Consider the following 23,802-nt stretch of genomic DNA (forward strand, 5'->3'; position numbering starts at 1 on the left):
ATGATAGACAAAAAAACAACCAAAGCCGAAACGGTCGTGCTGGCGGGGCTTCACATAGCAAAAACGCCGAAAATTATTTTTGAAGAGGACTTGGCGGAAATGCTTATGCTCTGCGAAACGGCGGGGGCAAACGTAGTGGAAACTTTCGTTCAAAAAACGCAAAAACCTGTCGCAGCAACGTATTTCGGAAGCGGAAAATTAGAAGAAATCAAATGCTTTATGGACGAAAACGACTGCGATACTCTCGTGATAGACGCGGAACTTCGACCGAGCCAAATCCAAAACATAGAAAAAATTGTCGGCAAAAAAATAATCGACCGAAGCCAACTTATTTTGGACATTTTCTCGCTTCACGCAAAGACCGCCGAGGCAAAAATTCAAGTGGAACTCGCTCAACTCGAAACCCTGTATCCGCGCCTTACCAAAATGTGGGCGCACTTGTCGCGAATGCACGCAGGAGTAGGAACGCGCGGTCCGGGTGAAACTCAGCTTGAAAGCGACAGACGAATAGTGCAGAAAAAAATATCCGTGCTGAAAGAACGCTTGGCAAAAATAGAAAAAGTGCGCGAAACGCAAAGCAAATCCCGCAAAGAAACCTTTTTATGCTCGTTGGTCGGCTACACAAACGTCGGAAAAAGCACGCTTCTTAACGCTATTTGCGGCAGCGATGTTTTGGTCGAAAACAAACTTTTCGCAACCTTGGATACCAGCACCCGAAAAACGCGGATAGACGGCGCGGGCGACATAATAATGAGCGACACCGTTGGATTTTTGCGCAAACTTCCGCACCATTTGGTCGCCTCTTTCCGAAGCACGCTCGAGACCTTGGTTGAAGCGGATTTGCTTTTGGTGGTAATGGACGCCTCTACGCAATGGTATCGTCAGCAGTTGGAAGTTGTGCGCGAAGTAATCGCCGATTTGGGCGCAAAAGACAAGCCCGTAATGCTGATTTTCAACAAAGAGGATTTGGTCGATAACCCCTTAGACAAAATAGAAATTGAAAACGAATATCCCAATGCGGTTTTTGCTTGCGCCCGAAATAAAGCAAGCGTGGACGAGTTAAAAATCCGTATCGGCGAAGCGATAGAAGCGGTGAGACGGACGGTTTTGAGCGAAGAAACTATAAAGAAAGCGCAGAAACCAAGAATTGAAGTTGGGTAATTAAATCTCAATTTCTCCGATGTTTTCTTCTGTTTCCTCAATATCGACATTTTCTGCAACAACAGGCGGTGCGCCAAACTCGTACTCTGTTTCCCATCTCTCTCTTGCGACAAAAACATCGGGGAATGCAATTCTCTTTTCGCCTGCCATAAACGGGAAAAGCGTTCCCGTGTCGTGTTCGCCGTTTTGGTTGCGGTCGCCAATAAGCCAAATTCGGTATTCTCCTGCGGGAATATTTACTAAGAAATTTTCAGTTGTGCGAAAGACGTTCGTTCCGCTTTTCAATTCCCAAAGCGGATTTTCGGGCAGTTCGCCCATAAAGTCCCACGATAAGCGCGGACTAATTGCAGATGGTGGTGGGGGTAGCGCGGTTTCTGTAGGGGCGAAAAATCTTTCGCCCTGCCCCCCGTGTTCGTTCGTATCATCTGCGTCCGATGCGTCATTTTGGGCAAAAGATGTTTTGCCCCTACAATCGTCCGACATCTTACATAGCAAACTGTCAAGTTTTGCCAATCTCAGAGTATCGTCAAGCGTTGTGCCGTTAAATCTGATGGTATCGCGATATATGGTATCTCCGTCGTTTACAAAAATTCTCAGAGATTGAGTCGAAAGTGTGTATAGGCGATTTTGTAAGCTGTCCGACAAAAAAATTGCCATCGAAAAATCACTGCTTTCGAGCTGTTTTACTTCTTTTATTTCGAGATTTTCACCGTCGCTTTCGTTAAAAACCTTAATTTCGGAGTAGTTTTTTTCTTTGGAATTTACAAGTACAACCGTCGGCGAAATTGCAGTCGCGCTCAAAATTCGGTTTTGCGCGGTATCGCTCGTTGCGGGAAATAATTCTTGAAATGTTTGTGTAGAAACAATCTTTTCCACTCCTATAAAAACGGGCTGTCTCGGAACTATTCTGTTCAGTCCTTGCCTGTCCATAAAGCCGATTACGCGGTAGTTGCTTTCCAAAATATTGTCGAAACGAAAATTTCCGAGCGAATCGGCTTGCGTTATGTAATCGGGGGTTGAAAGCAAAACGCTGTCGCCCTGCGCCACCCGCTCCTCAAAAAACAGTCCGACTTTCGGAAAAACGCCGTCCGTTGCTTCAAAAAATATTCTGCCTGCAATGAAAGACGTATCGATAAAATCGCCCGTTGAAAAAATAATGTTTTGGGTTGCAAGCAAATTATTTCCCGAAAAATCGCTGATGTCGCCTAAAAACGATAGGTGATAAGTTGTATTCGGCAAAAGCGGCGTTTTGGGTTTAATTTCAGCGTTTCTTCCACGCACTCTTACCGAAAATGGGGTGTTCGGCGAAATTATTACCCCGCTTTCAACGCTTCTCGGCATTACCCACTCCGAAAATTGCACGGCAATTCTTACGTTTTGAGGAACGTTTAAAGATTGGTTTTGCGGGAAAACTTCGGCTATAGTCGGCGGGGTTTTGTCGCCCTCGCCGCCTGTGGGAAACACGCGATTTGCGCAAGAAATCAAGAAAAAAGAGAGCGCGAAAACAAAAAGAATTTTCATTAACGCCTCTTTGTTTTGGGGTCGTTTTTGTCGCTTGCGTTTTGTTGGCGTTTCGCGTTTTGCTGTTGAGCTAATTTACGCGCTTCTTCCGCCGTCATTGTCTCTATTTTGTCGCTGTGAAAAGGGTGATAATAAAATATTTCGCTTTTACATTCGGTTTCATTCATAATTTCATACCATTTTTGACGATCTTTTGCCTCGCAGAAAGAAAAAACTTTGCCCGCTTTCCCCATTCTGCCGCATCTGCCCGCTCTGTGAACAAAAAGCGTTGCGCTTGACGGCACATTCAGCGAAATAACCGCGTCAAGACCGCTGAAATCCAGTCCTCTGGCGGCAATATCGGTTGCGACAAGAATTTTCACATTTCCTTTGTCGAATTTTTCCGTAATGTAATTTCGCTGAGTCAGCGTTTTATCGGAATGCAAACAAGCGCACTCAAAGCCCTTTTGCGTAATTTCTTTTGAAATCGCCTCCGCATTTGCTTTTGAGTCGGTGAAAACTATAACTTTTTGGTTTTTCAGTTCTCCAAGCATAAACAAAAGCGCTTTTCGCTTCTTGTCTTTTTCGGCAAAAACCGAATTTATGATAATGTTTTCGGGAATTTTTGCGTTTACCCTGTTTATTGTCTCTTTTACGTCTATTGTTATAGGTGCGCGCGAGGCTTTTCCCGCGATTCTTGCGCTGACTTTATTTATTGTCGCCGAGAAAAACATTATTTGGCAATTCGGGGATAATTTTTCCGCCACTTTCGATACGTCGCTCACAAATCCCATATCGGTCATTCTGTCGGTTTCGTCGATTACGCAGATTTCGGCGGCGCTTATTACAAGTTCGCCTCTCTGAACGAGTTCGGCGGCTCTGCCGGGAGTGGCGATTACTATGTCCGTTCCCGAACGCAATTCTTGCAACTGCGCGGAAATTCCCGATTTTCCTACGATTGTCGTTATTTTTAAGCCGAGCAAATCCGAAAGTTTCAGCGCAAAATCTCTCGTTTGAAACGCCAATTCGGTTGTCGGCGAAAGAATTAACGCGCGAATTTTCCCGCTTGCCGTTTTTCGCGGTCGTTTTACGATGAAATCTATAATAGGTATCAGAAACGCCGCGGTTTTTCCTGTTCCCGTCGGAGCGCAGGCAATAATGTCTCGCCCTTCAATCGCCAACGGAATTGCTTTTGTCTGCACAGCTGTCGGACTTGCATAGCCCGTGGAAAATACAGCCGAAAGAACTGATTTTTCTATGCCGAAATCTTCAAACTTACTCATTTTTGCGTATTTTGCGAACTTTTATTTAGGGTCTTCTGTGCCGAGCAACACATCAACGTTCAACAAAAGCGAAACTATTCCGTCGCCCATAATTGCCGAGCCGCTTATATTTTCCGCAAATTCTTTTGGAAGCGTCAAATCCTTTTTCACGATTTGATGTATTCCCACAACCGCTGACACTACAAATGCGCGATAAATTCCCTTGTTATACACGACGACGACAATGTCTTTTTCGTCCATATAGAATTCCGCACCGACAGGCTCAACCGCCTCCGCAAGTCGCTGAACGGGAATTACGCCCTCTTTAAATTGAAGCACGTAGCCCTTTTCGTAAACGCTTTGAATTCTCGCCTCGCTTGCGCTTATGCTTGCCTCAATGCTTTCAAGCGGTATAATAAATCTGTCCGCTTCGGTTTTTACTACAAAACCCTGCATAATTTGCGTTGTCATAACCGACGGAATTGTTATAGTAAAGATTGTTCCTCTTCCCTGTTCGGTCTCGGTAATAATCTGCCCGCTTGCTTTTTCAAGGTTTTTGCGCACAACGTCCATTCCCACGCCTCTACCCGAAATATCGGTTACTTCCGCGGCGGTAGAAACACCCGACGCAAACATAACGGCGACTATTTTTTCCTGATCAAACGCCTCATCTGCGCGCATAATTCCTACTTCAATCGCTTTGTTGCGCAAACGCTCAAGATTAAGTCCCGCGCCGTCGTCTTGGATTTTTACTGTAACAAGACCTGCTTTTTCTTCGGCTGTAAGAGTAATAGTCCCCTCTTCATCTTTACCTGAAGCAAGTCTGTCGTGTGGTCTCTCAATACCGTGGTCGGCGGCGTTTCTGGTCATGTGAACAAGCGGACTTTCGAGTGTTTCGAGAATAGTTTTGTCTATACGCAAATCGCCGCCGATAATATCAACTTTGATGTGTTTTCCTGTTTTTTGCGCCACTTCGTTAACGATTTTCGGCATTCTCTTGAATATTTGGTCGATCGGAACTTTCCGAATTTCCATAATACTTTTCTGCAAGTTGCGCGACAGCAGGCTGAAGGTTTCCGTTATCTTTTTAAGCTCTATTACAAGTTCTTCCTTGCGTATATCTTTATTTTGCTTCGCCATTGTTCCGACGTTTACGTACATATCTTCGACTATAACCAATTCGCCGACAAATGCCAAGAAATTATCCACGGCTTCTTCGGAGATACGCATAGTTTTTGTCGCCGCTACGACAGGCGCCGCACCACCACCACCCTGCTGAGCAGGATGTTCTTCGGCTTTGGCAGCTTCTTCCGTTTCAGGCTCGTCTTCTTCTTGCAAAAGCATTTCGAGGCTTGCCATCTGCTCCAAAATTGTCGCTTTAATAAGGCTGTCCAAACCGATTGTAAGCTCACAAATTGCAACATTGTCAAGCATTTCTTCTATATTTTTCTGAGATTCGTTCGTATCTTTTATGTATTGGCGCAATGTCTCTATCAAAACCCTTATTCGTCCGAAAATACTGTCTCCGACAGGATAAGTTTTTGAGTCCTGCATAATGCCTTTAAGTTCTTTATATTCCGCAGGCATATTGACATCTTGGTCGCCGTCGTCTTTTTTGTTTGCCGCCGCCAATTTTTCGAGACGTTCCTTATATTTTTGGATAATATCCGTAATGACCGTCGGGTCGGACTGAACAAAAGTCAAATCCTCTATAATTTCTTCCAAAGTTTTTGAACTGTCGCCGCCGCCTTCGCTATTTTCCAAGAAATCAACTATAGCGTCTTTTGCTTTATCCACAGATGCGGGAATTTTGGCGCTTGTGCCGTTTGAACGAATTATTTCAAACGCTTTCGATACACCGTTTGAGCCATCTATAAGAAGAGCGATAATATCTTCGGTAATCGGCAAGGTTTTTTGACGCATTCCTTCCATCACCTGTTCTATGGCGTGGCTCAACTCCTTAATTTCGAGCAAATTGAAGTAAGCCGCATTTCCTTTTATGGAATGGAATACCCTAAAAAGCGATTGCACTGTAGTTTCGTCATACCCGTTGCTTCGCAAACTCATCAGATTTTGAACAACATTACACAAATCGTCCATTGCTTCGTCTATGAAACCAATCATCATCTCTAAATCAGCGTTATTGTCTTGCCCCATTCAATCCTCCAAATAGAATATTCGCTAACAAAATAATTTATTCCAGAACCAGATTTCAATAAAATCTTGATTTTTCTGTTAATTTTGATATTTTCTGTAGATATTTTTCCTCAAAATCCCGACCAATTCGGCTGTTCCGCTGTTCCGCAGGCGGTTATATTTATAACTCGCCCGTCGCTTATGCGAATTGCCGCAATGTCTCTGCTGTTGCCGCGATTTTGCGAAAAAATTATGTGCGAGCCGTCGGGAGACCAACTCGGAGACTCGTGCGATCCGTCAACTCCCAATGTCAAAAGCACCTCTTCCTGTCTGCCGTCCACCGCGCTCACAGCTATGATGTTTCTGCCGCCGCGACGAGCCGTGTATGCAATATAAAGACCATCGGGAGACCAAGTCGGAGAGTCGTGGTGCGAGCCGCCGAATGTCAACCGCCGCATATTTGAGCCCGTCCTGTCCATAATATAAATCTGCGGATTTCCCGACCTGTCCGATACAAACGCTATGTTGTGTCCGTTAGGCGCCCAACGCGGCGATGTGCTTATCGAGGGCGGATTTACCGTAAGTTGTTGCGGATTTAAGCCGTCTCTTCCAACCGTATAAACTTCCATATTACCGCCTTTGGAAGAAGCGTAAGCAATTCGTCCCGTGATTTCCGACCAATTCGGCGAACTTTCGACCCTGCGGGAAGCAACGACCGCTCTTCGAGTGCCGTCGCGCAAATTAAGCGAGAAAATGTCGGGCTTGCCTCTTTCAAAAGATATATATAAAATATTCTGCCTGCCCATAAAAGACGGCAAAATGTTTATTCCGCTGTTTGTGAGCCGTCTGCGATTATGCCCGTCAAAGTCGCTGATAACGATATTTTTTACGCCCTCAGCAGTATTTTCCACAAACAGGATTTGCGTTTCGTAAGGACCTTTTGAGCCTAAAAGCGTTTGATGAACAAGCGAACTGAATTTGTGCGCAATCGCCCGAGTATCATTTTTGTGAAACGCGTATCTCTGCCCCACAATTGCGCCGTGGCTTGTCGCTTCGCGCAGGTATATTTCGATGATCATAGTGTCGCCTTCTATGCTGTATTGCCCCGATATATAGACGGGAACTCCGTTTTCCGCAAGAGTGGCGCTGTCGGCTGTATTTAATCTCCTGACAGAAAAATCGCCCGTAAAATTCAAGTTTTCCGCAATCACCCGCCACGGATGAGCAGTTCGAGCGACCTCGCTTCCCTCCATCGGCTGAAACATAACTATACCTATCGGAATAACGCCGCTCGCGTCCGCCGTAATTTCGAGAGCAACCGTACTTTGCGGGTGCATTTGAGCAAGCACCCCAAAACACAAAGGTAGCGCTAAAAATATTATTGTAAGAATTACTTTCTTCATAATTTCTCCTCCATTTTGGCAGGAAAATACTATTTGCCAACAAAAAAAAGGGCAAACTCGCAAGTTTGCCCTTAAAACAACTAAAAAAGTCTATCTATTCATTCTAAACACATTCCCTGCTTACTTGTCTTCCGTTTTCAAAAACTTGCACTTCTACAAGCCGTCCAATATTATACCACTCAAATCGCCCGTGCTTTTCGTCTTTTTGGTAGTATTCAACCTTTTTAAGTTGCCCATTGCCGTCATATTCTTCAAATCTGCCGTCTTTTTTGCCGTCTTTATAATTTTCTACTTTTTCAAGCCCGCTTTCATTGTAATACTTCCATTCTCCGTGTTTTTGCCCATCTTTGTTATTCCCATCCGATAAGAGTTGCCCGTTTTCGTGATACATCTCAAACTTCCCGTGGTGTTTTCCGTCTTTACAGTATAATACCCAGCAAAGTTGATTTTTTTTGTAGTAATACTCTTGTTTTTCAACTTGTCTTTCAAGTTGGTTGTTTTTGTAATAATACTCGTAATAACAAATACAACTATCTTTGTAAGGGTCTTCGTAATAACCATACATTGTTTCTTTTTTCAACACTCCGTTTTCGTAATAAAATCTTCCCCAATATCCCTCTCTACGACCGTTTCTATAATTTCCTGTAATTTTACAAACAATCCTCCAGTCCAACGAGTGTTTTTTTTCGGGAAATCCCACTTCCCATTCCCCTTCTTGTTTGCCATTTATGTAATTTCCGCGCGCTGTAAATCTATCTCCTTTGTCGTTTGGGGTATAGCGTTCTTCCCATACACCGTCCTTAATATCGTTTAAATAAGTTCCTTTGCTGTAAACATTATACCAAACCATATCATCTTTTACTGCATCGCTCCAATAATCATTCCGAAAACCGACACCTTTCGTCTCTTCCCATACGCCGTGTTTTACGCCGTGTTCATAATGCCCGTGTCCGTGCAGTATTCCATTTACAGTGCAATGCAAATACTCCCCGTGCATTTTATCGTTTTTGTAGTTTATTTTTTTTAGTGTATCACGCCCATTTTTAGTTTTCCCAAATATTTCCTCTTTAATGAGTTCGCCGTTTTTGTAATATTCCTCTTTTTCAGTATTTCCGTTTTTATCACGGATTATATACTTCCCGTTTTTCTGACCTGTCATCAACTCGCTAAAAAATCCCATAAGCCCCTCCGTTCAATTAACTTTTACATATTTATACACTGGACAATCTTCGTGATTATTTGATTTACACAAATTTTCTCCGACATCAGACGGCAGTTTTTTGCCGCTCGCTTTACAATAATAACCATACACATACTCGTGAAATGGACAATTCATAAACAACCTCCTAGAAGTTTATTGTTAAAAAAAATTCTAGCAGAAACAATCAACGGCTGTTCTGCCAAAACATAATTTTGCAACAAACTACGAATAGACCTTTTCATTGATAATAAACAACCAACTAACGGGTGGCAGACAGAACAGCCAATAAGGCAGTTCGCCAACCATAAAGTAGGTTGAATAAGAAATTTATGAAAAGCGGAGACAAAATCTCCACTATTCATAGTTTGTTGCGGTGAAAATATAATTTATTTCTGCGGTAGTATGGGGATTTTTTTTGTGTATTGTGTTTTTTTACTATATGGCAATTAGTATTTTATCAGCAAATAAGGAGGATAATATTGACAAACAATAATAACACCCCAATAAAATCGACAGAAAACAGCGAAATAAGCGTCGATATTTATAATAACATACGAAACACACTCGTAAAAGCGCGAACAAAAGCATATACCGCAATAAATTTTGCAATGGTTGAGGCGTATTGGAATATAGGACAGCAAATAGAAGAAGCCGTCGGCGAACGCGCTGAGTATGGTAAAGAGCTGTTGAAATACTTATCAGTGCAATTAATTTCAGAGTTTGGAAAAGGATTTGATGAGAGAAGTTTGCGACGAATGCGCCAGTTTTTTCAAACTTTTTCAATTCGGGACACACTGTGGCCCGAATTGAATTGGTCGCATTATCGACTACTGATAAAGATTGAAGATAAATCGCGCAGAGAATTTTACGCGCAAGAATGTGCAAAAGAATTTTGGAGCGTTCGCCAATTAGAACGGCAGATTAACTCGTTTTTTTACGAGCGACTGCTCGCAACGCAAAAAAGCGGCAAGGAAAGCGTTAGGCGCGAAATCCAAACGCTTGAGCCAAAAACTACCCCTGATTATATCCTAAAAGACCCTTACATTTTGGAATTTCTCGACCTTAAAGAAAACCGCGATTATCACGAAAGCGAATTGGAGCAAAAACTTATCGACAAACTTCAGGATTTTATGCTTGAACTCGGAAAAGGTTTTTCTTTCGTGGCTCGACAAAAACGAATAACTACTGAAGGCGGCGAGCATTATTACATCGACCTTGTTTTTTATAATTATATATTAAAATGCTTTGTTGTCGTTGACCTTAAAACAAACAAACTGACTTATCAGGATGTCGGGCAAATCGATTTTTATGTGCGTTTATTTGACGATAAGGTCAAACAGGCAAATGACAACCCGACAATCGGAATTATTCTCTGCGCAAGCAAGGACGAAAGCATTGTTAAATATTCCGTGCTCGCCGACAATGAAAATCTTTTTGCCTCGCAATATATGCTGTATTTGCCGACGGAAGAGGAATTGAAACTCGAATTAAAGCGAGAACGAGAACTGATAGAATTACAGCAAACAACGGAATTTTAGGAGAAACTATGCAAAAAACGCCAAAATCGCTTCGCCTCAACATTGGGCTTTTCGGCAAAACAAACGTCGGGAAATCGTCTTTCTTGAATATGATAACTGGGCAGGCAACGTCTATAGTAAGCGAAATTCACGGAACTACCACCGACATCGTCGAAAAACCGATGGAACTTTTGCCTATCGGTCCCGTTTTATTTTTGGACACCGCAGGGCTCGACGACAAATCCGATTTAGGCGAAAAACGCATTTCCCGCACCCAAAACGCAATCAAGCGCGCCGACATCGCAATAATAATAACCACCGCCGAATACGACAAAACCGACATCGAAATAGCCAAAAACATAGCCGCCGAAAACATTCCGCTGATAATTGTTTTCAATAAATCGGATATTGCAGAGCCGAGCGACAAAGCAAAAAGCGAATTTGAGAAATTGGGCAAAATCATCGTTGTTTCAAGCACCGACAAAAGCAAAAAAGAGCAAAACATTGTCGCGTTCAAAGAAAAACTACTCGAAATCGTTCCCGACGAATTTATTATCCCTCCTCCTCTTTTAAGCGATGTTGTAAACGCGGAAAAACACGTTGTGCTTATTGTTCCCATAGACATTCAAGCCCCAAAAGGTCGCCTGATACTCCCGCAAGTTCAAGCAATTCGCGATATTTTGGACGTAAATGCCGTAGTTTCAATAACGCAAGAAAACACCTACAAACAACTTTTACAAAACCTAAAAACTCCCCCCGATTTGGTAGTTTGCGATAGTCAAGTGGTGGATTTTACGGCAAAAAACACTCCCGAAGGCATAAATTTAACCACTTTTTCCATAGTTTTCGCAAGAAACAAAGGCGATTTATCGACATTTATTGAGGGCGCAAAGGCAATAGCAAAATTAACGTCCGAAGATAAAATTTTAATATCCGAAGCCTGCACGCATCACCCGCTCGACCAAGATATAGGCAGAGTGAAAATCCCGAAAATCTTGGAGAAAAAATTGGGATTTGCGCCGAAAATCGATTTTTGCGCAGGAAAGGACTTTCCACTAGACCTGCAAAACTACTCGCTCGTAATTCATTGCGGCGGCTGTATGCTCACCCGTCGAGAAATGCTTGTGCGAATGGAGCAATGCAAACAAAAAGGCGTTGCAATAACAAATTTCGGAGTGGCGATTTCGTTTTTGCAGGGAGTTGGAGAGAGAGCGGTGAAGGTGTTTGAGAGTTAAAGCGCTTTATTCTACGCCTAATGTTTCGCGATGTGTTCCTATTGCTACCGCCAATAAAATAAGTTCTTCTTTCTGCACTCTGTAAACTAAAAGCCAATCAGGCTCTATATGGCATTCACGAAAACCTGCTTTATTACCTGTCAATTTGTGGTCAAGGTATTTTCTCGGCAACGGTTTTCCTGCCGCTAAAGTATTTAAGACAAAATTAAGTTCGTTTATGTTTTTACCACGCTTGATTGCACGAGCCATACCCTGTTTCATTTTTTTTGTGTATCTGATCCTTAACATTAACGATGATCCTTTAACATATCCGACGTAGCCTCTTCCGCCGTATCAAACGGTCCGTAAAGATTTGTGCCGTTTAGCGCGTCTCTCATCGCTTCTTCTAAAGTTTGCTCGTCTTCATCACAATCGTATATTCCAACGCATTCTGTTCCCGACAAACCGTCATTTTTATAATTGGGAACCGCCATAAACGGAAAAAGAGTATTAGTTTTGACTGCGGAATAAATATACATTTTTACTGCTGTATCTATGTCAAGCCCATAACTGCCGAACAAGTTATCCGCCGCAAATTTTACGTCGTTGTCAATATCTACCGTCATTGTCATAAAAAACCTCCTTGTAAAAGTCCTTATTTTAACCAAAAGATACTATTTGCCACAAGTTGCCGACAAAAAAACGGCGACTTTCTCAAATCGCCGTTTTTTAATCAATCCATAAAGCGCAAGTTTTATCTTCTCACGTTAATTCTTTTCCGATATTAGTAATAAATCTTATCCAAAACAGCCGCGGCTTCCTCTTCGTCTAAAAGGGTTGCTATTATTACGTATGCAAAATCAACAGATGTTCCCGCGGCTTTGCTTGTTATTATGTTTTCGTCTTGAACAACCGCATCATCCAAATATTCTGCGCCTGAAATTTCTTTTTCGACCGACGGGAAGCAGGTGAATTTGCGTTTTTTCAGAATTCCCGCTTTTGCCAAAATTTTTGGGGCGGCGCAAATTGCGCAACAAAGTTTTTCGGCGGCAAAATAATCTTTCACGGCTTGAACTACGTCGCCGCTTTCAAGCAGGTTCGTCGTTCCGGGCATTCCTCCGGGTAAAATTATCGCGTCGAAATTCTTGTGTTTGTTGAGGTCGAATACCTCGTCGCAGACAATTTCTACGTTGCGCGACGATTTAATTTGCTTTTTACCAAGCCCCGCAACCAAAACCTCTATCCCCGCGCGACGAAGCAGGTCGATAGGCGCGATTGCCTCAATTTCTTCAAACCCGTCCGCTAAAATTATAACTGCGCTTGCCATATTATTCCTTTCATTTTTTTCGTTTTTTTTCCACAAAATACTATCCGCCGTTATGCGTCCACAGAAAAAAAGTCGGCTAAATACGGTAAAAAGTCATTTTTCTTTTAATTATATATACTATATGCGTTTGCAAAATATTATTTTTCTATGATTTTTTACATTATTTTGGAGGTATCTATGCCGAAAACGGCTAAAAAAACTGATATCATTGATGCTAAACCAAAGACAGGCGTCGGTATTTGGATAAGTTTAAAACTCTTATTCACATCCTTTGTCATTATGTTAGGACTTTCGGTGGCGGTAAGCGCAGTTTTCATATTTTTGTTTCGACCCGTTTCGCAAAAAACAGTCGAAATGTATCTTGCGGAAAAAAGTGCGCAAATATCATATCAAATAAAACTTGTTTTTGAAAAAGCGCTCGACGACACGCGTCTTAATGCAAGAAATTTATCGATTATCCACAGAGACATAAGTCGCGGGCGCGTAATCGAAATGATGGTGGACTGGCTAAGAAACAAGCAGGAGTACAAGGCGGTTTTTGTGAATTTTGCACCGGGAATGTTCGACAATCAGGACGCTCATTTTGCACGCGACACAAGATTCGTAAACGGAATATTCGCAACCCATATTTCGCAGGCAAGCGACGGCATAAGAGTAGCGGCGGACACAAGAGATTTTATGACATCGGACAAATTCAGAATACCTTTTGAGACGCAGAGGTCGTATATTTCCGCCCCCACACAAGTGCAAATTGCACAAGGCAGAGGCGACTACTATCTGCTTATGCGCATTTCATCGCCCATTATTTTCAACGGTTTTTCGATAGGGGCAGTCGGCGTTGACTACGCAATGGACGACATATTGTCGCTTATATCAGGGCTTTCGGTTTTGGATAATCCGAGGGGCTTCGTCTCTTTGGCTTTGAGCGACGGCTTCATTATTGCATCGCGCGACCCGTCTCTTATATACAGAAATATATCGGAATTTGTGCCTATGTTCGACAGACCTCGTTTTGAAGAAAACCTTTCCCGCTCCGAAGCAAATTTCGCTATGGCAACCAATTTTCCAAGCGAAGACAAATTATTCGGCAGACATATGCTCTCCGCATTTCATAAATTTTCGATAAATGACACCGAAAAATCTTTTATAGTAATGGCTTCTATTCCCGAAGACGACGTATTTGCCGCAATAAACGAAGCAACAAAATATGCGGCGGCGGCGGCAGGATTTTTAATGTTTCTGGGACTTTTTATCCTTTTTGTGCTTATCAGATTAACGGTAATCGCGCCTATTATTTCTCAGATGAAAACCATAGAAAAACTGAGCATAACCGACGCACTTACAGGGCTTGCCAATCGCAGACACTTTGAAAACACGTTTAGTCGCGAATGGAAACTTGCCATCCGAAATAAGAAACCGATTGCGTTTCTTATGCTTGACGCGGACAAATTTAAGACCTATAACGACACTTACGGACACCCCCAAGGCGACAAACTTCTGATTGCCCTCTCGACAGTCCTGAAAAGAGCGCTTCACAGACCGTCCGACCTCCCGGGGCGACTTGGCGGCGAAGAATTCGGTGTATTGCTCCCCAATACCGATTTGGCGGGAGCGGTGCATTTGGGCGAGTTAATTCGCGCAGAGGTCGAAAAACTTCGCGTAAAAGTTCCCGAAACAGGCAAAATTACGACTACTACGGTAAGTATAGGCGCGGCTTCAATGCTCCCCGTAATGGGCGACTCTTTCGAAAAAATCATGAAAATCGCCGACGAACACCTATACACCGCAAAAGAAACGGGAAGAAACAGGGTTTACAGCGATTTGAGCAAAGAGAACGCCTGATAAACGGGAGGATTATTATGAAATTCAAGTTTTTGACGACGTTTCTTGTTTTTTTCAGCATAAGCTTTGCTCAGTGGATGCCGAGTCCTGTCCCACCACACATTAACGGCTTTTTCGTTCAGCCGATGCTTGGATACGGGATACCTGATTATCGAGGAAACTTTAGAACGCAAGAACATTACGACGACTGGATAAAATCTATGGCAGATGTCGGCGCAACTATGCTTTTTATTCAGTGGGTCGGACATTACGAAGAAAATATGGGCTGGTTTGCCGATGCTTACGGCGGTTCTTCCCACGGCGATTTTTTCTATTATAATCATAATTTAACTCCCATAAACGGCATTCCCGTTAATTCGTGGATGCCCGCAATAGAGGCGTGGACAGGTTCAAACATAACTCCAATTCAACGAATGCTTGACGCAGGACAAAAAAACGGCGTTGATATTTGGCTCGGCTTATATTTAAGCGAAAAAGGGCAATTTAATTGGTGGAATGCGGTCAGCGACAACAACATAACAGCCGCAGACAGTGCGACTTTCCGCTATCACGTAGAGCGAAACGTTGCCTTGGTACAGGATTTAATTGCACAATACGGAGACCACCCTGCACTCGGCGGATTTTATTATCCCATAGAAATTGCAAATTTGGGCTTTGAAAAAGAAGAAAACTGGGACTTGCTCGCTTGGATTTTAGACAGCGTTGCAACCGAAGTTCACAGATTATCGGACAAAAGATTAGCGATTTCGCCGTTTTTTAATGTCAGACTGACAAACGCGCAAGAATGGGGCAGAATGTGGGATTATGTCTTGGCGCGCTCCGCAATCGACATAATTATACTTCAGGACGGAGTAGGAGTTGAGCCACAGACGGCAAATCAGATTTCACCTTTTTTTGAAGCGGTAGCAAAAGCAAGCAGAAATAACGACAAAGAGTTTTGGGGCAATGTGGAATTGTTTACAAATACAAGCGGCGACAGAGGAGTTATGCAAGCAAAGCCCGCAACCATAAACGAAGTTTTATCGCGATTAAACGAGATAGAGGAAACATTACGCCATACACAAACCGCCACTACCACATTTGTATGCTTCAGTTTTCTTTCGATGGACCCGTTTGTGGAGAGAACGCCGTTTGACGACCAATATCCGCTAAGCGCGCGCAGGCAACTTTATAACGATTACAAAGAATTTTACGAAAAATATGTTAAATGGGACCATAATTCAATAAATCCAAATAGAGCGCGACAAAGTTCTAGAAGAAATTACAGAATTTCAGTTTCGGGAGCAAATATCTCGGTAAGCGGGTTGCAAAGACCAACGCCTTACCAAATAATAACGCCGAACGGAAAAGTTGTTTCGCACGGAATTGCGGAAAACGGCGCAGTAATAAATTCTCAGCTCACATCTGCGGGAGTTTACATTTTTATGTTAATGTCGAGAGACGGTACACCTATAAGACAAAAGATTTTGAACAGACGATAAAGAGATGATTTTAAGAAGGAGTAATTTATGGAAACCGTAATAATCCAACCAAAAAGGCAAAGATTTGAAATAGTATTTATGCTTTTGTCGGTCGTTGTAATTTTGGCGACGGCAAAAATTTTATTTGCTGTAAATAACTCTATGAGAAACGAAAGAGCGCAACTCAGACCTCATCAGATGGACGCTTTTTTGGAACTTTCGGGACACGACCAAGGGATTTTTTCCGACCTTTTCAGCGCCGCGCTCGAAATTGAAGCGCTTCATCGCGAAAGCGGCGAAGTCTGGCCCTCGATAACGGAACTGCAAGACCCTGATTTGGCGCTTGCTCCGTTTACCGAAGACGCTCTTTGGCGAGCCCGCGGACAGCACAGATGGTCGATTTTCAGGCAAGACCACGGCAATGTTCACCGCGCAATTTATGTAGGCAGGTCGAGCAATGAAAATACAGCGGGCAACTTTTTGATTTTGACGGAGCATTTTCACACTATGGACGGCGCCGAATTTATAGGAATGAACCGCGCTCGCCCATATACAATCTGGTTTAACGCGGAATGGTCGCTTCCCAACGCAAGCAATATATCCGAAGGAACGCTGATTGCGGCGGGTTGGCGAGAAGCCGTTCCATTTACAGGAAACGACGAACTAAGAAGACTTGGAAGGCGGCAGTAAATGACAGTCGATACAAAAAAAGGCGTAAATATCACCGTAGAAAACTTATACGTAGCATTCGGAAAAAACGAGGTTCTGAAAAACATAAATTTTAGAGCGAACGCAGGCGAAATCCATTGCATTATAGGACCAAACGGCGGCGGAAAAACCACTTTTATCCGTTCGCTTCTGGGGCACACGCATCACAGCGGCAAAATCACATTCGAGTGGCTCGACAAAAAAGGCGTTATCGGATATGTCCCGCAAATTATAAACATAGACAAAACGCTTCCGATAAACGTGCTGGACTTTATTGCGCTTTGCATTCAAAAACGCCCCGCATTTCTTGGAATAGACAAAAAATTCAAAAAACAAGTCGATGAAATTTTGGAAAATCTCGATATGAAAAGCAAGGCAAAATACCTTTTTTCGGAGCTTTCGGGCGGCGAAAGACAGCGGGTTTTGTTTGCGCAAGCGTTAATTCCGACCCCGCAGTTGCTAATTCTTGACGAGCCAATGAACAGCATCGACAAAAGCGGTGCAGAAGCGTTTTCGCGGATTATCGGCGACCTCAAAAATAGCGGCGCAACAATAATTTGGATACACCACGACCTTTCTCAAGTGCAAAAAACAGCCGACAAGGTGACCTGCATAAACAGAAGCGTAGTCTTTTCGGGCGACCCCAAAAGCGTTATGGACGAAAAAAATCTGCTGAAAATCTTTTCATCGCGGCAAGGAGAGTAATTTATGGATTTTTTATTTGATTTTATTCGACATTCGGCACAAAATTTGGTGCAAATCGGTCTTTTGCCCGATTCTTTTAAGTTTGCGTTCGTCATAAATTCCGTTATTTGCGCGCTTATAATAGGTCCCGTTTTAGGTGCAATCGGAACGGCGGTCGTCGCCAAAAGAATGGCGTTTTTCTCAAACGCAATCGGACACTCGGCGCTTACGGGAATTGCCATCGGAATACTGCTCGGCGAGCCCGTGAATAATCCGTACATCTCGCTTTTTTCGTTCTCGATTTTATTCGCGATTTTCCTGAATTTCTCCAAAAACAAGAGCGGAATGTCGCACGATACTCTAATCGGCGTGTTTCTGGCGGCAAGCTTGGCAATCGGTGCGTCGCTAATGATGTTCGCAACAAGAGACATAAATATCCATATTTTGGACGCTTATCTGTTCGGCTCAATTTTGACCGCTTCAAACTACGACATAAACCTGCTTTTGGTAATTGCGATTATGGCGATAGCCGCAGGAGTTGTCGGCTTTAACCGAACGATAATGTCTGGACTAAACCCCGTTTTAGCGCAAGTCAGAGGCGTTCCCGTTGTAATTTACGACTATGTTTTTGTTGTTCTGATAGCGCTTATTACAGTAGCAAGCGTTAAAATAGTCGGCGCAATTCTGGTAGAAGCGCTTTTGATAATCCCAGCCGCGGCGGCGCGAAACATAAGCCGTTCGCTGAAATCCTTTGTTGCGTGGAGCGTTGTGTTTGCAACGATAAGCGCGCTTACGGGAATAATAGTGCCGATGGAGTTCAAAATCCCAATCCCAAGCGGCGGCGCGATAATTATTTGTGCGACGATAATATTTATTTTAACGCTGTTGGTGAAGATTGTTAGGAGGAATTGATTTTTTCAGATAATAACTGTTAATTTTAACAAAATTAAGGCGCCTAAATTTACGTTTTGATAAAAGTATTTTTCTACAAAATTTTCAAATTCCTTTTTTTTCCGCATTTGATATGTAGCTTTTTATTATTTTGTACTAAATTTGTGCCTAAAAAAGTAAAGTCTTGTAAGGGTTATTTTAATGAGTGAAGAATTGTTGCAAAGAGATTTGATAAAAAATCCCGAGAAAATCGGGAAATGGGATTTCTATAATATTGGCGCAACGACAGTTAAAGCCCTCAAAGAACACGGCATTGTTCGGAATGTAAATTATGGTAGCGAGGAAAACAAAAAAGTAGACGCATTGATTGTGCAGAACAAAAATGTAATTGCTGTTATTGAATATAAAAAACCGTCAGAGTTTAAGACAACTGAACAAAAGAACAAGGCGATTAAACAAGAATTAGAAGTTGCTCGTAAATTGAGGGCAAAAATATTCATTGCTACCGATACACAAGAAACGGTTTGGATAAACGTTGCCACAGGAAATAGAATAAAAGAAGAAAGCAAAAAAGAATTAAAGGTAAATTTTGACAAAAAAGACGAAAAATTACCAAATTTGCTTGAAAAAATAGTATTTTCAATCAATGAAACAAATGACCAAATAAAACCTAAAGAGTTAGTTAATCCTACTGATTTAGCAAAACAAATTTGGCAAGACATTTGGTCTGTTAGTGGCGCAACACCTGAAAATTGCCTATATACCTTTGTAGAGTTATTCATTTTTAAATATTTGAGCGATTTAGGAATATTAGGCGAGGGTATAAACTTTGGTCATTTAATAGATAGGTATTCTTATAACCTCGAAAATCCTGAAGAAAAAGCACTTGAATATTATGCAAATACCGTGAGACCTGAAATAAAGAAATTATTTCCGCCTAGCGATAAAGACAAAACTACCATAATAAATGGAACGATATTTGTCAGCAAAGACCAAAAGTCGGTGGCGGGATATAGTGCTGTTTTCAAAAAAGTGCTGTTGAGATTTCGAGATTATGGAAAACTTGAAAATATAGATTATGATTTTAAAAGTAAATTATTTGAAAGTTTTTTGAAGCAAAGTATTAGCAAAAAAAATTGGGGACAATTCTTTACTCCTCTTAAAGTTATTCGCGCTATTGGAGAAATGGCAAAAGATGATATTAAAGAAGGGATTACTATTTGCGACCCTGCTTGTGGAGTAGGAAAATTTCTGTTAGAGCCGCTGATAAGTAGATTGAATTACTTCTACAACGTAAATTCAAAAGGAATAACGCCCAAAATAACAATTCAAGGCTTCGATAAAGGTTTTGATAAAGACGAACAAAAAACAATTATTTTGGCAAAAGCCAATATGTTGATTTATTTTTCCGATTTGATCAAGGAAAATGCAGGTTTGACAAAAGAGTTTTCAAAACTTTTCAATGAAAGTTTTACACTTAAGACAAATTCTATCTTAGGCACTCTTTCTGAGCCAGCAGAAGAAAAATATGACTTGATTTTTACTAATCCCCCTTACGTAACAAGTGGCAGTAGCAATCTAAAAGAGGAAATCAAAAAAGACGGCGAACTTTTAAATTATTACAAAATCAATGCAATGGGTGTTGAGGGTTTGTTTATGGAGTGGATTGTCAGGGCATTAAAACCTAATGGAAAAGCATTCGTTGTTGTTCCTGACGGAATTTTTAACCGTCATAATGACAAAAACTTACGCCGATTTATAATTGACGAATGTTTTATTGACGGTATTATTTCTTTACCGTTAAACACGTTTTTTACAACAAATAAAAAGACATACATTTTGTGCCTTACAAAGAAAACGGATAAAAAAGAAATTCAAAACGCGCCCGTATTTACTTATTTGGTAAGCGAAATAGGCGAAAGCAGAGATGTTTATCGTTTTAACATAGAGCAAGACGATTTAAGCGAAGCAATTACATTGTATTCGTTTTTCAAAGGAAACAAAGCGAGTTTTGATAAAATAAACACAGACAAAAGATGTAAGATTTTTCCTTTCTCCAAATTTGATGAAACAATAGAGCAAAGCTGGATAGTCGATAAATGGTGGTCGGAAGAAGAGAAAATAGAGTTAGGTATTAGTGAGAAAAAAGAAAAAGTTGGATTGTTTGAATTTTCTGCAATGGTTGAAGATATTGCATTGTCAATAAAAGGTTTCCAAGAAGAGATACGCGAACTATCCGAAAAAAAAAAATCTAATATAAAAAAGAAACCATACAAAATTATAGATTTGTTTGACATTGATAGAGGCAGATCAAGATATACAAAAAAATATGGAAATGCAAACAAAGGAGATTATCCCGTTTATTCTGCATCGAATAATGCGCCTCTTACGTTAATTAACACATTTGACTTTAACGGAAAATATTTAACTTGGGCAACAAACGGTTTTGCTGGTTATATAATGTTAATTGATGGAAAGTTTTCAATAAATGCTGATAGAGGACTATTGCGACCAAAACAAGAAAACATAAACATTCAATATATTAAATCTGCTCTCGAGCCTAAATTAAGGGAACTTGCGAAAGGGCGAAAAGGCGAAAAAGGAGAGGACGAATTTACTAAAGTTTATCCGTCAATGGTTGAAAATGTTGAAATTGATATGTTCGTTGATGAAGACGGAAATTTTGACGTTGAAAAACAAAATGAAGTTGCCGAAAAACACGAATATATTGCTGAGTTAAGAGAGAGAATAGAGAACTACAAAAAGCAGATAGGAGAATTGAATGTTGAGATTGGAATGGAATTTGTTTGTTCTGAAATTAACCTTGCAATGCTTATGAATTTGCAAGACGGCTTTGCGTTCCCATCATCAATATATACAACAAATAAAAATGCGATAAAATTAATAAGAATACAAGATGTAAATGAAAAATCAGAGCCTAAAGAAGTCAGGATTCCACAAGATTATGCTTTAATTAATAAAGAAAGATATTTAGTAAGAAAAGGAGATTTTTTATTATCTTTATCTGGTGCTGCAGGTTTTAATTTAAAAAAATGGTATGGAGAAGAAGGATATTTGAATCAAAGAATTACCAAAATAGAGTTAAAAGATGAATACAAATATAAACTTATTGAAGATTATGAAGAAATTTTGTTTTCAATTATTTATAAAGAACTAAACTCAAAAGGTTTTGGAGCAAACAATAATTTATCAAAAAAAGATTTATTGAATATCAACTTTAAAATTCCCATAAACCCAAAAGGAGAATTTGATTTGTCTGCTCAAAAAGACATTGCCGAAAAATATCGTAAAATAGAACAAATCAAAAAAAGTATTTCGGAAGAGTTGGATAAGATTGCAAATATTGAAATAGATTTTGAGTGAGACGAGAGGAAAGCAATGTGAACAAAATAATTGAAGAAAAAATTAAACGCGCTGTAGAAACAAATAAGTTGAGCCTTAAAATTTTAGGTGAAAGATTTTGGTATAGATATTTTATTCGTGTAACAGAACTGATTTGGGCAAGAAATTTTTATGATGGTTATCAAATAGAAGTGTATAGTGACAAATATGGTGAACATTTATCGACGATTACTATTTAATAGACAAAATTATATGCAACGAGAAAAATGAGGTTTTTTTTAATATGCTCAACGAATTACAACCTTGGCTAAATTCCGTTTCACCCGTCATCGAAAAAAACATAGCCGCAAACGGAAATACGGAAAAATGGCTATCAGCATTGCAAACACTCGCGCAAAACCAAGAATGCAAATGTTTTGTTGAAGATGGGAAGGTAGTGATTTCTGTCGGTGATGTAAGGGCAGGTTTGAAACCTGCCCCTACGGATGCAACGATAATCGCCGCCCTGCGCCAATTTATGCCTTGGCGAAAAGGACCTTGGAAAATCCTCGACATCGACATCGACACCGAATGGCGAAGCGACTTCAAATGGGAGCGCCTCGAAAAGCATTTTTATTTCTCCGACAAAAAAATCCTTGACATCGGCTGTGGAAACGGGTATTATGCGTATCGTGCGGCTCTTGGCGGCGCAAAATTTGTTTTGGGAGTTGACCCGTCGCTTTATTCTTATTTTCAGGCGCAGATTGCAGCAATTCTTTGTCCGCAAATCCCTGTGAAAATTCTACCGCTCGCGCAAAAGGATTTGCCGCAGAAATTGCCGATTTTTGACATCATTTTTTCTATGGGCGTGCTTTATCATCACAAAAATCCCCAAGAGCATTTATTGCATATTTACGATTTGCTTGCAGATAACGGCGAAATTATTCTTGAAACGTTAATTATCGACGACGAAAAATTCCCCGACGGGCTTTTTCCAAAGGGAAGATACGCAAAAATGCGCAATGTTTACGAAATTCCGTCAATAAAAAGAGTGGAAGAGTTGCTGAATTCGCTGAATTTCAGAGAAATAAAACTGCTCGACAAATGTATAACAACAACCGAAGAGCAACGAAAAACCGATTTTATGGATTTTGAGTCGCTTGAAGATTTTCTTGACCCGAACGATAATTCCAAAACAATCGAGGGCTACCCTGCCCCGATGAGGGCGGTTTTTCGGGCGGTGAGATAATTTTTGTCGGGGCGTATTGCATACGCCCCGACGATTATTTTCTATAAATCGTCGTCCCCGTTGCTTTATCGCTCATTTCTTCCAAAAGCGTTTTTTCACCGTTCCAACCGCAGATGTGGACTTTTTTTACGCCTTTTATAATAGATTCTCGCGCGCCGTTTATCTTGGGTATCATTCCGCCTGTTATTTCGCCGCTTGCTATATGACCGTCGATTTCGCCGATTTCTATTTTTTTCGCGACTTTTCCGCCGATTTTTACGCCCGAAACGTCGCTTACGAACATTAAATAATCTACGTTTAAGAATGCGGCGATTTCGCTTGCGGCGCCGTCTGCGTTAATATTGTATATATTGCCCGCGTTATCGCGCGAGACGGGAGAAATTACCGCTACAAAACCGTTATCGCTCAGTAAATCCAAAAGTTTCGTGTTTACACTTTCTATTTCGCCGACGAAGCCTAAATCGTTGCCGCTTGAAGAAAGCAATTTTTTTGCGGTAGCCGTGTTTGCGTCAACGCCCGAAATTCCTACGGCGGCTACGCCCTGTTTCAACAATTCGTTTACTATCCTTTTGTTTACGTCGCCCGACAATACTCTTTGGACGGCAAACATTGTTTCCTCGTCCGTTTTGCGCTGTCCGTCCACAAACACGAATTCCTTGTTTAGTCGTCCTAATTCTTCGTTTATGTCTTTGCCGCCGCCGTGAACGACGCTTACGCCAAAACCATTTTTTTGCAAGTCGTAAATACTTTTTGCCATTTCGCTTAAAAATCCCGAACTGTTTACCGTCGAGCCGCCAATCTTAATCATAACCTTTTGCATTATCGCCCTCTTCATTTTCGTTTTTGAAAAGAATACTCTGTTTCCAAAAACAAAATACTAAATGCCCGAATATGCGTGCAAAGTT

General features: G+C 41.3%; 21 protein-coding genes. 11 read left to right on the plus strand and 10 right to left on the minus strand.

Features of this window, described 5'->3' with window-relative positions; all coding sequences use genetic code 11:
• Positions 1–1,161 carry a GTPase HflX gene (gene hflX, locus FWE23_04115; GenBank protein MCL2844620.1) on the plus strand — a complete coding sequence of 387 codons (1,161 nt, stop codon included), beginning with the start codon at positions 1–3 and terminating at the stop codon, positions 1,159–1,161.
• On the opposite strand, the gene FWE23_04120 is transcribed toward hflX, so the two are convergent.
• The 6 genes from FWE23_04120 to FWE23_04145 all read right to left on the minus strand — a co-directional run bounded on the left by FWE23_04120 (position 1,162) and on the right by FWE23_04145 (position 8,798).
• Positions 1,162–2,682: an Ig-like domain-containing protein gene (locus FWE23_04120; GenBank protein MCL2844621.1), complete on the minus strand. Its 1,521-nt coding sequence runs from the start codon at positions 2,680–2,682 to the stop codon at positions 1,162–1,164.
• Positions 2,682–3,944 (minus strand): DEAD/DEAH box helicase, encoded by a 1,263-nt coding sequence (locus FWE23_04125; protein ID MCL2844622.1) that lies wholly within the window; start codon positions 3,942–3,944, stop codon positions 2,682–2,684. The genes FWE23_04120 and FWE23_04125 overlap by 1 nt, the downstream gene beginning before the upstream one ends.
• Positions 3,945–3,965: 21 nt before the next feature.
• Entirely contained in the window at positions 3,966–6,080 is a 2,115-nt protein-coding gene (locus FWE23_04130) for a chemotaxis protein CheA (GenBank protein ID MCL2844623.1), read from the minus strand.
• Positions 6,081–6,190: 110 nt separating this feature from the next.
• Complete coding sequence (locus tag FWE23_04135) at positions 6,191–7,462, minus strand: hypothetical protein (protein MCL2844624.1); 1,272 nt, start codon at positions 7,460–7,462, stop codon at positions 6,191–6,193.
• 103 nt (positions 7,463–7,565) lie between these two features.
• Entirely contained in the window at positions 7,566–8,642 is a 1,077-nt protein-coding gene (locus FWE23_04140) for a hypothetical protein (GenBank protein ID MCL2844625.1), read from the minus strand.
• Between the two features lie 12 nt (positions 8,643–8,654).
• Positions 8,655–8,798, minus strand: a complete 144-nt coding sequence (locus tag FWE23_04145; GenBank protein MCL2844626.1) for a hypothetical protein — start codon at positions 8,796–8,798, stop codon at positions 8,655–8,657.
• 392 nt (positions 8,799–9,190) lie between these two features.
• Between FWE23_04145 and FWE23_04150 the strand changes: the two genes are divergently transcribed.
• Together FWE23_04150 and hydF are read left to right on the plus strand one after the other, a co-directional pair.
• The gene (locus FWE23_04150; GenBank protein MCL2844627.1) at positions 9,191–10,201 is read left to right on the plus strand and encodes a PDDEXK nuclease domain-containing protein; all 1,011 of its coding nucleotides are present in this window, start codon (positions 9,191–9,193) and stop codon (positions 10,199–10,201) included.
• An 8-nt stretch (positions 10,202–10,209) separates the two neighbouring features.
• Positions 10,210–11,415: a [FeFe] hydrogenase H-cluster maturation GTPase HydF gene (gene hydF, locus FWE23_04155; GenBank protein ID MCL2844628.1), complete on the plus strand. Its 1,206-nt coding sequence runs from the start codon at positions 10,210–10,212 to the stop codon at positions 11,413–11,415.
• A gap of 6 nt (positions 11,416–11,421) precedes the next feature.
• Here the strand turns inward: hydF and FWE23_04160 are convergent, their stop codons facing one another.
• The 3 genes from FWE23_04160 to FWE23_04170 all read right to left on the minus strand — a co-directional run bounded on the left by FWE23_04160 (position 11,422) and on the right by FWE23_04170 (position 12,721).
• Entirely contained in the window at positions 11,422–11,703 is a 282-nt protein-coding gene (locus FWE23_04160) for a type II toxin-antitoxin system YafQ family toxin (protein ID MCL2844629.1), read from the minus strand.
• A complete protein-coding gene (locus FWE23_04165) occupies positions 11,703–12,026 on the minus strand; it encodes a hypothetical protein (GenBank protein ID MCL2844630.1) in 324 nt (107 codons plus the stop codon). The genes FWE23_04160 and FWE23_04165 overlap by 1 nt, the downstream gene beginning before the upstream one ends.
• 152 nt (positions 12,027–12,178) lie before the next feature.
• On the minus strand, positions 12,179–12,721 hold the full coding sequence (locus FWE23_04170) for a DJ-1/PfpI family protein (protein MCL2844631.1): 543 nt from the start codon (positions 12,719–12,721) through the stop codon (positions 12,179–12,181).
• A 177-nt stretch (positions 12,722–12,898) separates the two neighbouring features.
• Between FWE23_04170 and FWE23_04175 the strand changes: the two genes are divergently transcribed.
• The 8 genes from FWE23_04175 to cmoB all read left to right on the plus strand — a co-directional run bounded on the left by FWE23_04175 (position 12,899) and on the right by cmoB (position 22,897).
• Complete coding sequence (locus FWE23_04175; GenBank protein MCL2844632.1) at positions 12,899–14,563, plus strand: diguanylate cyclase; 1,665 nt, start codon at positions 12,899–12,901, stop codon at positions 14,561–14,563.
• 17 nt (positions 14,564–14,580) lie between these two features.
• Positions 14,581–16,044 carry a DUF4434 domain-containing protein gene (locus tag FWE23_04180; GenBank protein MCL2844633.1) on the plus strand — a complete coding sequence of 488 codons (1,464 nt, stop codon included), beginning with the start codon at positions 14,581–14,583 and terminating at the stop codon, positions 16,042–16,044.
• Between the two features lie 27 nt (positions 16,045–16,071).
• Positions 16,072–16,713, plus strand: coding sequence for a hypothetical protein (locus FWE23_04185; protein ID MCL2844634.1), 642 nt, complete (start codon positions 16,072–16,074; stop codon positions 16,711–16,713).
• Positions 16,714–17,436 (plus strand): metal ABC transporter ATP-binding protein, encoded by a 723-nt coding sequence (locus FWE23_04190; protein ID MCL2844635.1) that lies wholly within the window; start codon positions 16,714–16,716, stop codon positions 17,434–17,436.
• A 3-nt stretch (positions 17,437–17,439) separates the two neighbouring features.
• Complete coding sequence (locus tag FWE23_04195; protein ID MCL2844636.1) at positions 17,440–18,327, plus strand: metal ABC transporter permease; 888 nt, start codon at positions 17,440–17,442, stop codon at positions 18,325–18,327.
• Positions 18,328–18,507: 180 nt separating this feature from the next.
• The gene (locus tag FWE23_04200) at positions 18,508–21,690 is read left to right on the plus strand and encodes an N-6 DNA methylase (protein MCL2844637.1); all 3,183 of its coding nucleotides are present in this window, start codon (positions 18,508–18,510) and stop codon (positions 21,688–21,690) included.
• Between the two features lie 17 nt (positions 21,691–21,707).
• Positions 21,708–21,908, plus strand: coding sequence for a hypothetical protein (locus FWE23_04205; GenBank protein ID MCL2844638.1), 201 nt, complete (start codon positions 21,708–21,710; stop codon positions 21,906–21,908).
• Between the two features lie 44 nt (positions 21,909–21,952).
• The gene (cmoB, locus tag FWE23_04210) at positions 21,953–22,897 is read left to right on the plus strand and encodes a tRNA 5-methoxyuridine(34)/uridine 5-oxyacetic acid(34) synthase CmoB (GenBank protein MCL2844639.1); all 945 of its coding nucleotides are present in this window, start codon (positions 21,953–21,955) and stop codon (positions 22,895–22,897) included.
• A 34-nt stretch (positions 22,898–22,931) separates the two neighbouring features.
• On the opposite strand, the gene argB is transcribed toward cmoB, so the two are convergent.
• Positions 22,932–23,717: an acetylglutamate kinase gene (gene argB, locus FWE23_04215; GenBank protein ID MCL2844640.1), complete on the minus strand. Its 786-nt coding sequence runs from the start codon at positions 23,715–23,717 to the stop codon at positions 22,932–22,934.
• Positions 23,718–23,802 lie beyond the last annotated feature (85 nt).

This window comes from Chitinivibrionia bacterium, from assembly GCA_009779925.1.
GTDB lineage: Bacteria > Fibrobacterota > Chitinivibrionia > Chitinivibrionales > Chitinivibrionaceae > WRFX01.